The sequence below is a fragment of the Streptomyces mangrovisoli genome, from assembly GCF_000974985.2.
GTDB lineage: Bacteria > Actinomycetota > Actinomycetes > Streptomycetales > Streptomycetaceae > Streptomyces > Streptomyces mangrovisoli.
Window position 1 is genome coordinate 17347 of record NZ_LAVA02000065.1, and the last position, 12244, is coordinate 29590.

Here is a 12244-nt window from a genome sequence, read left to right on the forward strand (position 1 = left end):
AGAACGGGCAGCTGGCTGCCAAACCCGAAGGGTATTCGGCGTTTTGATACGGATAGATTCAGTCACCAAGCGGTACCCGGACGGCACGGTGGCGGTCGACCGCCTCTCGTTGGAGATACCCGACCGCTCGATCACCGTCCTCGTCGGCCCCTCGGGCTGCGGCAAGACCACGACCCTGCGCATGATCAACCGGATGATCGAGCCCAGCGAGGGCACCATCCTGCTCGACGGCGCCGACATCACCAAGCAGCCGGTCAACACGCTGCGCCGGTCCATGGGTTACGTCATCCAGAACGCGGGCCTGTTCCAGCACCGCACGATCATCGACAACATCGCCACCGTGCCCCGGCTGCTGGGCTGGAGCAAGGACAAGGCACGCGCGCGGGCCCGGGAACTGATGGAGCGCGTCGGCCTCGACGGCGCGCTCGCCAAGCGCTACCCCTACCAGCTCTCCGGCGGCCAGCAGCAGCGCGTCGGCGTGGCGCGGGCGCTCGCCGCCGATCCGCCGGTGCTGCTGATGGACGAGCCGTTCTCCGCCGTCGACCCGATCGTGCGCAAGGGCCTCCAGGACGAACTGCTGCGCCTGCAGGCGGAGCTGGGCAAGACCATCGTCTTCGTCACCCACGACATCGACGAGGCCATCAAGATCGGCACCATGGTCGCCGTGATGCGTACCGGCGGCCGGCTCGCCCAGTACGCGCCGCCCGCCGAGCTGCTGTCCGACCCGGCCGACGCCTTCGTGGAGGACTTCCTCGGCACCGACCGCGGCATCCGCAGGCTCTCCTTCTTCCCGTCCACGGGACTGGAGTTGACCACGACCGCGATCGTCGCCGTCGACGCTACCGCCGAGCAGATCGCCGCCCGCGCCACCCCGGACGTGCCCTATCTGCTGGTCACCGGCCTGGACGGCAGGCCGCTCGGCTGGAGCGCGCCCGGCGACCTCACCGCGGGCGCCGTCGACCCGGCCGAACTGCTGCCGTTCGGGCGGCCGTTCGTGCACGGCGAGGAGTCACTGAGGGCCGCGCTCGACGGCGCGGTGCTCTCCCCGACCGGCTGGGCGGTGGCCGTCGACCGCGAGGGGCGGGCGGCCGGCGTGGTCTCCCAGCAGACCATCGCCGAGGCGATCCGCACCGCCCACGCCGAGGGCCGCGACGCCGCGAAGGTGGCCGGATGAGCGGCGGCTTCTTCCACATCCCGAGCGACCTGCAGAACACCTACTTCGGCCTGGTCGGGCTGCATCTGCGCGAGGCGCTGATCCCCGTCGCGGCCGGCCTGCTGATCGCCCTGCCCATCGCCCAGTTGTGCGTCCGGCTGCGCTGGCTCTACCCGCCGGTGCTCGGCGTCACGACCGTGCTGTACGCGATCCCCTCGCTCGCGTTCTTCGTCGTCCTCATCGACTACACCGGCCAGACCGAGACCACGGTCATGATCCCGCTGGCCGTCTACAGCCTGGTGGTGTTCATCCCGGCGATCGTGGACGGCGTCCGATCGGTCCCGCAGGAGACCCTCGACGCGGCCACCGCCATGGGGCTTGGACCCGTACGCCGTTATCTCCAGGTGCAGTTGCCGATCGCCGCGCCCGCGATCATCGCGGGGCTGCGGGTGGCCACGGTGTCGAGCATCTCGCTCGTCAGCGTCGGCATGCTGATCGGCAACCAGGGCGGCCTCGGCAACCTGCTGCACGACGGCCAGATCTACCACCAGAACCGGCTCATCTGGCTCTCCGTGGTCGGCACGGCCGTGCTCGCCGTCCTCGTCGACGCCCTGCTGGTCCTGTTGCGGATCGCCCTGACCCCGTGGATGCCGCGCGGGAGCGGGAGCCGTAGGACGAAAGCCGCCGGAGCCCGGCCCGGGACCGACACCGAGGCCCGGCCCGAACCGGCTGTCACCGCACTGGAGGACGCCGTCCGGTGAACATATTCCACTTCATCAACGCCTTCTTCAGCGACAGCACCCACTGGCACGGCTACGACGGCATCCCCACCCGCCTGCGCGAGCACGTCCAGTACTCGCTGATCGCGCTCGGAGTCGCCGCCGCCATCGGACTGCCCGTCGGCCTGATCACCGGCCACACCGGGCGCGGCGGCAACACCCTCGCGCTGATCGCCACCGCCGCCCGCGCGCTGCCCAGCTTCGGTCTGCTGGTGGTGATGTTCATCCTGCTCGGGCTCGGGCTGCTGCCCGCGATGATCCCGCTGGTCGTGCTCGCCGTACCGCCGATCCTCGTCACCACCTACGAGGCGATGCGCTCCGTCGACCCGTCCCCGGTGGACGCGGCGCGCGGGATGGGCATGGCCGAACCGGAGATCCTCTTCCGGGTCGAACTGCCGGTCGCGCTCCCGCTGATCCTCAGCGGCCTGCGTTCGGCGGCCATCCAGATCGTCTCCACCGCCACCATCGCCGCCTACGTCAGCCTCGGCGGCCTCGGCCGGTACATCATCGACGGCCTCTCCCAGCGCAACTACGAGAAGGTCGTGGGCGGCGCCACCCTGGTCGCCGTGCTCGCGCTGGTGACGCTCGGGGTGTTCTGGGCGGTCGACCGGCTCACGGTGTCGCCGGGGGTGCGGGGCAGGGCCTGAGGGACACACCCAACGGCGGTGAGGGGTGGGCGAGTCGTTCTCGCCCACCCCTCAAGTCCTGTGCGTGTCGGGCGCCGTGGATCGCGCGGTGGTCGCTCGTGTCACCTGCGGTACGACGCTGCCGTCCGCGTCAGCCCTCCGTGCGGGCCAGCGCCTGTTCCAGCACGACGAGCAACGCGTCGCGCACCGAGCCGCGTTCCCGCGCGTCGAACACGAGCACCGGCACCCCCTCGCTGACGTCCAGCGCCCAGCGCACCTCGTCCATGGTGTGCTGCACCTGCCCGTCGAAGGCGTTCACGGCCACCGCGAACGGGATGCCCTTGTGCTCGAAGTAGTCGACGGCGGCGTAGCAGTCGTCGAGCCGCCGGGTGTCGACGATGACGAGGCCGCCGACCGCGCCCTCCACGATGTCGTCCCACATGAAGCCGAACCGTTCCTGCCCGGGGGTCCCGAACAGGTACAGCTTCAGGGTGGGGTCGATGGTGAGGCAGCCGAAGTCCATCGCCACGGTGGTCGTGTTCTTGCGCGGGGTGTGGGTGAGGTCGTCCACGCCCGCCGCGACCTCGGTGATGGCCGCCTCGGTGGTCAGCGGCTCGATCTCCGAGATCGCGCCGACCGCGGTGGTCTTGCCGACGCCGAAGCCGCCCGCGATCACCAGCTTCACCGGCAGCGGGGGCCGTACGGCGGTCTGCGGGGCCCCGCCGCCGAGGAGCGGTTCAGTCGGTCTCACGAAGTACCCCCAGGGAGTCGGGGATGGCGCGGAGGCCATCGATGACCCTTCGCAGGACGGAGGCGTCATGGGCGACGCCGGCGTCGGGCACGTGCACCGTCAGCTGACCGGATGCCCGCAGGTCCTCGGCGAGGACCCGCACCACGTTCAGATGCAGCCGCAGCCGGGCGGCCAGCTCCGCGATGGACTGGGGCCGCCGGCACGCGGCGACGATGTCGTGCTGTTCGAAGGAGAGCAGGTCGAGCCCGGCGAGCCCCTCGGCGGTGGCGACCACCTGGGTCTCGACGGGCACCGGTTTGCCGGACGCGGTGGGCGCCACCCGGCCGGCGGTGACCAGGAACGGCCGTACGGCGGAAGCGGGGCCGACCGGGTCCGGGCCCGGGGGCGACGAGCCGTCGGCCATATGCGTGTCTTCCTCTCTCGGCCGGACCGGGGAGGTCGGTCAGCGCCTCGACGGTGTGCCGACGCTGTTCTTGAGTTCCAGGACCAGCTGGGGGCTGAGGGCGGCGCCGGCGCGGTTGGCGAACAGCGTCATCTCGTAGGCGATGTTGCCCAGTTTGGCCTCCTTGTCGGTGACCACGCCGAGGACGGCGCCGCTGCCGATCGCGGAGACCAGCACATGGCCGCCCTCCAGGTCGATGATGACCTTGTTGAGGCCGCCCAGACCGTAGTTGCCGGAGGCACCCGCGGCGAGGCTGGTGATGCCGGAGACGATCGCTGCCAGCCGCTCGGAGTCGGCGTGCTCCCGCAGCTGCGAGACGGCGATCAGCAGTCCGTCCGAGGACACGGCGATGGCGTCGACGACACCGGCGGTCTCGGTCGCGAAGCGGTTGAGCAGCCAGGTGAAGTCGGCTGCCGCGGCCCGCAGATCGGTCGGAGTGTCACCTGTCGGCGTACTCACTGTTCGGCTCCTTCCGGAAGGTGGTTCTGGTGGTGCGGGTGGTTCTTTTCCTGCGGGGGGTGCGGGTGGTTCACGTCCTGCGGGGGGTGCACTCGGGTCCGGTCCTGCGGGGGGAGCGGGTCCGGCGAGCCGTGCGGGTCCGGTGCGGGCCGCGCGGTCTCCAGGGTCGCGCTGTCCTCCCGCGCCCGCGCCACGGCCGCCTCGAACTCGTCGAGCGCGTCGCGCACGGCGTCCGCGTCGGCGGGGCGCGGGGCCTCGCGGTCGGGCTGCCGGTCACCGGCGCCGGCGGCCGGGCGCAGGGTGGCGCCGCGCACCCGGCGGCGCAGCGGGCGGGTCCCGTCGCCGGTCGCGGACTCGGCGTCGTCGCCGCGCGTGGGGTTCGTGGCGTCGGTACGGCCGTGCTCCGGCACCGCCGCCGCCTCGGTGCGGGCGTGGGGGATCAGCGGGGCCGCGCCGTCGTCGCCGGCCGCCGTCTCGCGCCGGGGCACCCGGCGGGGGAGCCCGTGCACGTCGGTGTCGGAGACCGGCGGCAGGGCGGACGACGGCAGCGGACCGGAGGCGGCGCCCGCGTGCTCGCCGGACGCCGGGGCGGCCGTGTGCTCCGCGGCGGCCGAGGCCGCCGTGTCCTCGGAGGCGGCCGTGTACCGCGCCGTGGCGCCGGACCCGTCCGCCCGCTCGGAGCCGGAGCCGGAGCCGGAGTCTGATCCCGATTCCGATCCGGAGGCCGCCGCGGTCGTCGGCTCGGACGCCTGCCGCGGCGCGGGCACCACGGCCGAGGACCTCGCGGCCGTGAGGCCGGGCGCCGTCGCGGGCGCGAGGACCGTTCCGGCCGCCTGCGCCTCCCCGGCGGGACGCCGTACCGTGCCCGCCGCCTCCACCGCGCTCATCGTGAGCAGCAGCGAGGACGGCAGCGCCACCTCCGCCGTCACGCCGCCGCCCGGGCTGCGGGAGAGGGTGACGGTGATGTCCCAGCGGCGGGCCAGGGCGCCCACCACGAACAGGCCGAGCACCTTCGTCGGTACGACGTCCAGGCGCTCGCGGCGGATCAGCCGCGCGTTCTCCTCGGCGAGCCGCTCGGCGCTCATGCCGAGGCCGTGGTCGGTGATGACGATGAACGTGCCGTCCTCGGCGGAGCGCACGAGCACCTCGACCGGGCTGCCCACCGGGGAGAACGACACGGCGTTCTCCAGGAGTTCGGCCACCATCAGGGTCAGGTCGCCGATGACGTCCGGTTCGACGACCGCCTCGTTGGCGCCCGCGTGCAGCTGGACCCGCTGGTAGCCCTCGATCTGGCCGAGCGCGGCGCGGACCACGTTGGTCAGCGCGGTGGGCCCGGAGGCCAGCACGGTCTCGCGGATGCCGGCGAGCAGCATCAGACTGTCCGCGTTGCGCCGCAGGCGTACCGCGATGTGGTCGATGGAGTACAGCCGCTCCAGCAGCTCGGGGTCGGTCTCGCCCCGCTCCACCGCGTCGATCAGCGCGAGTTGACGGGTCGTCAGGTTGCTGACGCGGCGGCCGACGTTGCCGAACATCTCGGCGACGTTGCGACGGCTGAGCACCTGGCGCTCCAGCAGCGCGGCGGCCGTGGTCTGCACATGGTTGAACGCCTCGGCCAGCTCGCCGATCTCGTCGTCGGCGGTGACGGGCATCTCGCGCAGCCGGGGCGGGCCCTCGCTCTCCGCGTCGTCGTCGGCCACCCGGGCGAGCTCGCGCCCGGCGACCTCGGCGACCTCCCGGGCGGCGCCGGTGAGCGCCTGCACCGGGCGGACCACGGAGCGCCGTACCACCACCGCGAAGGCGATCCACAGGGCGAAGCCGGTCAGCGCGAGGTTGAGCAGCAGCCCCGCGCGCCACTGGGCGCTGCTGGAGGCGTCGTCGGCCCGGTCGGCGATCTCCCCGACCAGCGCGGTGGTGATCTCCAGCCGGGACGCGGCCTGTTCGGGGTAGGCGGGGTAGTCGCCCATGGCGTCCTTGAACGCCGCCTGGATCTTGGCGGGGGTGTTCTTCTGGAGGCCGCTCGGGTCGACCTGGAGCTCGGCGTACGCCTCGGCGATGTCCCGCATCGGGGTGCTGTGCTCGATGCCCGAGATCGAGTCCGCCTGCTCCTCGGAGGCGAACCGGGTGAACCGGTCGGCCTGGTAGGAGTACAGGTCGTAGGAGCCGATCGCGTTCGTGTACTCGATGAGGGCGTTGGTGTCGCCGGTCGTCGCGGAGAAGACGCTGGTCTCGAAGGACGCGTGGGCCGCGTCGGCGCGCAGCAGCGAGTCGAGCAGATTGCCGGTGAAGGTGGCGGCGAGTGTCTCGTTGCGGTCGAGGCCGAGGCCGTCGATCAGGCCCTTGGAGGCGTCGGTGTACGCCGGGTCGATGTTCGAGGCGGGCAGATAGCTGTCCTCGATGGTGTCGCGCAGGCTGCCGAGGCCGTTGACCTCCTTCAGGGCCTGCGCCTCGGTGTCGGGCAGCCGGCTGCCGAAGGCGGTGCGCACCTTCTCGACCTGCGCGTCGACCCGGGCCTGCGCCTTGCGGTAGGCGGTGAGCGAGGGCTTCGCGCCGGTGCCTGCCTCATGGCGCACCGACAGCAGGATCGCCTGCTGGTGCTCGTTCTCCACACGGTCGACCAGGGTGGCGACCTGCGCGCTGTCACGGACGAGTTGCGCCGCCGACTTCGCGCTTTGCGACTGTCCCACCTGATCGGCGATCAGATACGCGAGCAGCACGGCGACGACGGCCAGAGGCACGCCGACCAGCACGTTCAACTTGCGCCGGAAGGGCCAGCGGCCGGCGAAGCCCCGGGCGGGCGCGTCCACCGCGTTCGTGGACACGGGGCCTCCTTCGACGGGTGCCTCCACCCCGAGAGGTGCGGGCGTCTCCACCCGAGAGCACGAGAGCTTGTGAGACGACGCGATCACCGCGGCTCCTGTGCACCGAGTGACCTACGTCAACCCGGCCGAGACTATCCCCACTTGGATGATCGATCACCTCGCCCTACGTCAAGAATCCATTACGAAGCGCTCCCATACGTTTGTGTTTCAGGCATGTTTCCTCCACAACTACCCCTCGTTCGAAGCCAATCGGTGATCCGGAGACACTTGACTCACAGCAAACCGGCTGGATTGGATCGGCCACAGAGTGTTGTCCATCGATCCCGAGCCCGGAACGGCAACCGTGACTTCAAACGCCCACACCAGCAGGTCCATCCGGAGTTACCGCGGCGCGGTCGCGGTCGCGCTCGTCGCGGCGTCGGCCCTGCTGGCGGGATGTTCCTCGTCCTCCGACAGCAAGTCCGACGATCCCCTGTCCGGCAGCAAGGCCAGTGGCGACACCGTGGTCGTCGGCTCCAACAACTTCGCCGAGAGCATCCTGCTCGCCGACATCTACGGCGAAGCACTGAAGGCCAAGGGCGTCAAGGTCACCTACAAGCCGAACATCGGCACCCGCGAGACGACGTACGGCCTGCTCAAGAACGGGTCTGTCACCGTGCTGCCCGAGTACAACGGCGCCCTGCTCGCCTACCTCGACGCCAAGGCCGCCCCGAAGACGATCGAGGCCACTACCGCCGCGATCAACGCGAAGCTCGACTCCAAGCTGACGCTGCTGGACCCCTCGCCGGCCCAGGACAAGGACTCGGTGACCGTCAACGCGGCGACCGCCGCCAAGTACAAGCTCACCTCCGAGTCGACCATCGCCGACCTGAAGGACGTCGCCAAGGACCTGGTCATCGGGGCCTCCCCGGAGTTCCAGACCCGCCAGCAGGGTCTCGTCGGCCTGAAGTCCGTCTACGGCCTCGAGTTCAAGACGTTCAAGGCTCTGGACGCGGGCGGCCCGCTCACCGTGGCCGCGCTGAAGAAGAACACCGTGCAGGCGGCGGACATCTTCACCACGGACCCGACCATCTCCAAGGAGAAGTTCGTCGTCCTCCAGGACTCGAACAACCTCTTCGGGTTCGAGAACGTGCAGCCGCTGGTCTACAAGTCGGGCCTCTCCCAGAAGGGAGTGGACGCCCTGAACGCGGTCTCCGCCAAGCTCGACACGGCGACCCTGCTGGACCTGGACACCCAGGTGCAGTCGGACAACAAGGACCCGCTGGACGTGGCGAAGACCTGGCTCCAGACGTCCGGCCTCGACTGACCCTCGGCACGTGGACACCAGCACCGACGGACCGACGCGGGTGCCCCCGGACGCCGGGGCCGCCCGCGTCGTGCTGGACGGCCGGGGACTCGGCGTCCCCGGCGTCGTCCGGCTGGCCGACGCCGAGGCCGACCCCGTCGTCCCCGCGGGGGCGCTGGACCGCGCCCGCCGCTCGTGGCGGGCCGCGGCGCAACTTGCCGCGGCCGGACGGCTCTACGGCCGCGGCACGGGCGTCGGCGCCCACCGCTCGGTCCCCGTGGACACGGCCGACGAGGCCGGCCACGGGCTGCGCCTGCTGCGCAGCCACGCGGGCGGCGCGGGCGGCCTGCTCCCGGCCCGCCAGGTCCGGGCCATGCTCGCCGTCCGCGCCAACCAGCTGCTCGCGGGCGGCTCCGGCATCCAGCCCGCCTTTGTCACCGCCCTCGCCGAAGCCCTCCGCCTCGGCCTGCACCCGGCCGTCAACGAGTACGGCGCGGTCGGCACCGGGGACCTCACCGCGCTCGCCCAGACCGGCCTGACGCTCATCGGGGAGCGTCCCTGGCTCGGACCGGCGGGCGAGGCACCGGGCCCCGGTGAGCCGCCGCCACGCCTGCCCGCCCCGGTCACCCTCCAGCCCGGCGACACCCTCGCCCTGCTCAGCAGCAACGCGCTCGCCCTCGGACAGGCCGCGCTCGCCGCCCACCGCCTGGACGAACTGCTGTGCGCCACCCATGCCGTCGCCGCCCTCTCGCTCGCGGCGGTCTCCGGCTCCCCGGAGGCGTACGCGGCACCCGTGCACGCCCTGCGCCCCTACCCCGGACCCGCGCGCGCGGCGGCCGAGGTGCGGCGGCTGCTCGGTCCCGCCGACGTCGCCCACGGCACCGGCCGCCGCATCCAGGACCCGTACGGCTTCCGCGCCTTCCCGCAGGCCCACGGGGCCGCCCTGGAGGCCGCCGACCGGCTGCGCGGCATCGTCGAGGTGGAGATCAACTGCCCGTCCGAGAACCCGGTGATCGACCCCGACGCGCTGACCGCCCATCACCACGGCGGGTTCTACGCCGCCCCGCTGGCCCTCGCGCTCGACGGGCTCGACCTGGCACTCGTGCAGACCGCGCAGTTCTCCGCGGCCCGGCTGAGCGCGCTGGGGAGGTCCGACCTGACCGGGCTGCCCGCCTTCCTCGCCTCCGGACCGGCCAGCAGCAGCGGCACGATGATCCTGGAGTACACCGCCAACTCGGCACTCGCGGAGCTGCGTTCCTGCGCGGTGCCCGCCTCGGCCGGGCACGCCGTGCTCTCCCACGGGGTCGAGGAGGCGGCCAGCTTCGCCGGCCAGGCGGCCCGCCAGGCGCTGCGCGCCGCCGACGCCTACGCCACCGTGCTGGCCTGCGAACTCGTCACGGCCGTACGGGCGCTGCGGATGCTGCCGGTGGCGCCGCCGATCGCCGCGCTCACCGTGGCGGCGGCCGGCCTGCCGTCCGGGACGGAGGACCGGCCGCTCACCGCGGACGTCCTGGCGGCGGTCGAACTGCTGCCGCGGCTGGCCCGGTTGTGATGCCGCCTCCGTGCTCCGGGGTCTGGCCGGGGCGGCGGCGCGCGCGTCAGTAACCGACGTGGAAGGTGGCGTCCTGCTGGTCGGTCGCGGTCGAGACCGGGTCGATGCGCAGCGCGTAGTCGGAGTGCCGGATGTACCGGGTGGGATAGTTGTGCGACCGGAAGGACGCCCAGGTGGAGTCCGCCAGGCCCGCGGTGCGGTGGAAGGTGGCGTCCTGGGCGAACGTCGACGTGCCGTCGTTCACGTCGAGCCGCAGCGCGTAGTCGTAGTGCCTGAGGTAGCGGGTCGGGTAGTTGACCGACTGGAAGGAGACGCCGGTGCTGTCGGCGAGTCCGGGCACCAGCGTCCACTGGGAGTCGGGGTAGGGGTCGAAGGCGTAGGCGTCGATCCGGCCGGCGAAGTCGCTGTGCCGGACGTAACGGCCCGGGTAGTTGTAGGACTTGAGACGGTTCCAGGCCGGGGTGCCCCACTGGGCCACGAGGTTCGCGTACTCGGTCGCGGTGATCGGCTGGATGCCGCAGTGCTTGGAGTTGAGCGGCTGGGTGTAGCGCTTCTGGTCGAGCGCGGTCCAGGTGCCCGCCGACAGGTCGCCGGTCTGCCAGGCGTAGAAGACGCCGTTGGGGTCCCAGGTGTCTCCCCAGAGGTAGTAGGTCGCGCTCGCCAGGGACTTGACGAGCGTGGGTGCCTCCGTCCCGCCGTGCGAGACCGCCGTGCTGAACTCGGTGAAGCTGCCGGGGTCCAGTGAGGTCGAACGGGCGCCGACGAGCGTGGAGTTCTTCTTGAAGTACAGGTAGTTGACGCCGTTCACGCCGACCGCGAGATCTCCGTCGATCACGTCGTAGCCCGGGTCGAAGAAGACCTGCGGGGAGCCGGCGGTCACGAAGTCGCTGGTGTAGTTCACCATGATCACGTTGTGGCCGCTCGCGTCGACGGCCGAGTAGATCACGCCGTACTGGCCGCGTCCCGCGTCCCAGTAGGACTCGGGCGCCCAGGCGTGGGTGTTCAGGTCGTGCAGCTTCAGGCGCCGGTAGCCGGTGAAGGTGCGCAGGTCGGTGGAGTCCCAGACGTGGATGTACTGGCTGACGTAGCTCCAGTCGGTGCCGTTGAGATCGGTGGCGAGCACCACGAACGTGCCGTCCTGCTTGCGCAGCACGAACGGGTCGCGCAGGCCGAGGGAGCCCGCGGTGGGGGTGGCGACGGGAGCGTTCTGGTGGAGCGGCGTCCACTCCAGGCCGTCGGTGCTGACGGCCAGATGCAGGCCGTAGTTCGCGGCCAGCATGTCCGGCGACTCGGTGAAGTAGGCCATGACGTAGGCCGCGTACGTGGCCGCCTCGGCGGGTGCGGCGCCGAGCGACAGGGCGGTGGCGGACGCGAGCGGCACCGTCGCCGCCATGCCGAGGAACCGGCGGCGGGAGGGTGGGGGACCGGCGGGCGTTCTTGCGCTCATCTGCTCTCCAGGGAAGACGGAACTGACGGTATTTCGAACGCAGTTCGGCAAGTCGGTCAGACGGTAGGGAGGGGGCGTGGGGGCGTCAATGTTGCGACCGGGCTTGGCTAGATCTGTGCGCCCCCCGCCCCCCGCCCCTCACTCCCGCGCGGACCCTTCCGTCACCCCGCCTCTCGCGGCGCGCCCGGACCCGTCCGTCCCCTCACTCGGCGCGGGGCGGGACGACGCCCGCGCGCGGCGCGGCCCGCAGGTGCTCACCGATCTTCTTCACCAGCATGTTCATCTGGTACGCCACCACGCCGACGTCCGCGCCCTGGCTGGTCAGCACGACCAGATGGGCACCGGGCCCGGCCGCGGTGAGGATGAGGAAGCTGTGCGCCATCTCGATCAGCGCCTGCCGCACCGGCCCGCCGCGGAAGTCGAGGCTGACGCCCTTGCTCAGACTCATCAGCCCGGACGCCGTCGCCGCGAGCCGTTCCGCGTCGTCCCGGAGGAAGCCGACGGACTTGCTGACGACCAGCCCGTCCTCGGAGAGCACGACGGCGTGGTTCACCTCCGCGACCCGTTCGACGAGTCCGGTCAGCAACTGGTCGAGCTGGGTGTCGGTGGTGGGGGCGGGGTGTGTCATGTGGCGTCCTTCATGAGCGGTCGGCGGGCGGGGTGGAACGGGTGTCGGGGTCGTCGGTGTCCGGCTCCCCGGAGCCGGACCCCTCCTGTCCGGCGTACGGCGACGGGTCCTCGTCGCGCGCCATCAGCGTGCCGCGCTGGAAGCCGGCCAGCGTGGAGGCGGCCCGCTCGGCGGTGAACTCGTCGAGGTCGTCGGGGAGTTCCTTCTCGTCGTCCGGCTCGGGTTCCTCGCGTGCCCCGGCGGCCTGACCGGCATGGGGCGTGCGGCGGGGGAGCGGGGCGAGCCCTCGGGCGGGGCGGGGAG

At 72.0% G+C, this 12244-nt stretch carries 11 protein-coding genes and 1 pseudogene; 5 read left to right on the forward strand and 7 right to left on the reverse strand.

The window, feature by feature from the left end:
* The first annotated feature begins 43 nt into the window (after positions 1–43).
* From WN71_RS25635 to WN71_RS25645, 3 genes are read left to right on the forward strand one after another with little or no spacing between them, the layout of a single operon-like run.
* Positions 44–1174 (forward strand): ABC transporter ATP-binding protein, encoded by a 1131-nt coding sequence (locus tag WN71_RS25635; RefSeq protein WP_079178099.1) that lies wholly within the window; start codon positions 44–46, stop codon positions 1172–1174.
* Positions 1171–1914 (forward strand): ABC transporter permease, encoded by a 744-nt coding sequence (locus WN71_RS25640; RefSeq protein WP_046591986.1) that lies wholly within the window; start codon positions 1171–1173, stop codon positions 1912–1914. Before WN71_RS25635 ends, WN71_RS25640 begins: the two co-directional genes overlap by 4 nt.
* On the forward strand, positions 1911–2579 hold the full coding sequence (locus tag WN71_RS25645) for an ABC transporter permease (RefSeq protein ID WP_046591987.1): 669 nt from the start codon (positions 1911–1913) through the stop codon (positions 2577–2579). The genes WN71_RS25640 and WN71_RS25645 overlap by 4 nt, the downstream gene beginning before the upstream one ends.
* A gap of 130 nt (positions 2580–2709) precedes the next feature.
* Here WN71_RS25645 and WN71_RS25650 read toward each other — a convergent pair whose 3' ends face one another.
* From WN71_RS25650 to WN71_RS25665, 4 genes are read right to left on the reverse strand one after another with little or no spacing between them, the layout of a single operon-like run.
* Positions 2710–3309, reverse strand: a complete 600-nt coding sequence (locus tag WN71_RS25650) for a GTP-binding protein (protein ID WP_046591988.1) — start codon at positions 3307–3309, stop codon at positions 2710–2712.
* Positions 3296–3712, reverse strand: a complete 417-nt coding sequence (locus tag WN71_RS25655) for a DUF742 domain-containing protein (RefSeq protein ID WP_046591989.1) — start codon at positions 3710–3712, stop codon at positions 3296–3298. The genes WN71_RS25650 and WN71_RS25655 overlap by 14 nt, the downstream gene beginning before the upstream one ends.
* A 39-nt stretch (positions 3713–3751) precedes the next feature.
* Positions 3752–4210: a roadblock/LC7 domain-containing protein gene (locus WN71_RS25660; RefSeq protein ID WP_046591990.1), complete on the reverse strand. Its 459-nt coding sequence runs from the start codon at positions 4208–4210 to the stop codon at positions 3752–3754.
* Positions 4207–7029, reverse strand: a complete 2823-nt coding sequence (locus tag WN71_RS25665; RefSeq protein ID WP_079178100.1) for an ATP-binding protein — start codon at positions 7027–7029, stop codon at positions 4207–4209. The genes WN71_RS25660 and WN71_RS25665 overlap by 4 nt, the downstream gene beginning before the upstream one ends.
* A 343-nt stretch (positions 7030–7372) precedes the next feature.
* Here WN71_RS25665 and WN71_RS25670 point away from each other — a divergent pair, with 343 nt between their 5' ends.
* On the forward strand, positions 7373–8335 hold the full coding sequence (locus tag WN71_RS25670) for an ABC transporter substrate-binding protein (RefSeq protein ID WP_046591991.1): 963 nt from the start codon (positions 7373–7375) through the stop codon (positions 8333–8335).
* Positions 8336–8345: 10 nt separating this feature from the next.
* On the forward strand, positions 8346–9866 hold the full coding sequence (locus tag WN71_RS25675) for an aromatic amino acid lyase (RefSeq protein WP_046591992.1): 1521 nt from the start codon (positions 8346–8348) through the stop codon (positions 9864–9866).
* 46 nt (positions 9867–9912) lie between these two features.
* Here WN71_RS25675 and WN71_RS25680 read toward each other — a convergent pair whose 3' ends face one another.
* The 3 genes and pseudogenes from WN71_RS25680 to WN71_RS42890 form a co-directional block, all read right to left on the reverse strand.
* Positions 9913–11313: a glycoside hydrolase family 43 protein gene (locus tag WN71_RS25680; protein WP_046591993.1), complete on the reverse strand. Its 1401-nt coding sequence runs from the start codon at positions 11311–11313 to the stop codon at positions 9913–9915.
* A gap of 202 nt (positions 11314–11515) precedes the next feature.
* Entirely contained in the window at positions 11516–11941 is a 426-nt protein-coding gene (locus WN71_RS25685) for a roadblock/LC7 domain-containing protein (protein ID WP_071369879.1), read from the reverse strand.
* 10 nt (positions 11942–11951) lie between these two features.
* Positions 11952–12244 (reverse strand): annotated as a pseudogene (locus WN71_RS42890) (histidine kinase); the annotation flags it as partial.

Excerpts from the sequence above, each read along its gene's own strand:
- WN71_RS25640 (WP_046591986.1), top strand. The coding sequence starts at position 1,171 with ATGAGCGGCGGCTTCTTCCACATCCCGAGCGACCTGCAGAACACCTAC.
- WN71_RS25685 (WP_071369879.1), bottom strand. The coding sequence starts at position 11,941 with ATGACACACCCCGCCCCCACCACCGACACCCAGCTCGACCAGTTGCTG.
- WN71_RS25680 (WP_046591993.1), bottom strand. The coding sequence starts at position 11,313 with ATGAGCGCAAGAACGCCCGCCGGTCCCCCACCCTCCCGCCGCCGGTTC.
- WN71_RS25655 (WP_046591989.1), bottom strand. The coding sequence starts at position 3,712 with ATGGCCGACGGCTCGTCGCCCCCGGGCCCGGACCCGGTCGGCCCCGCT.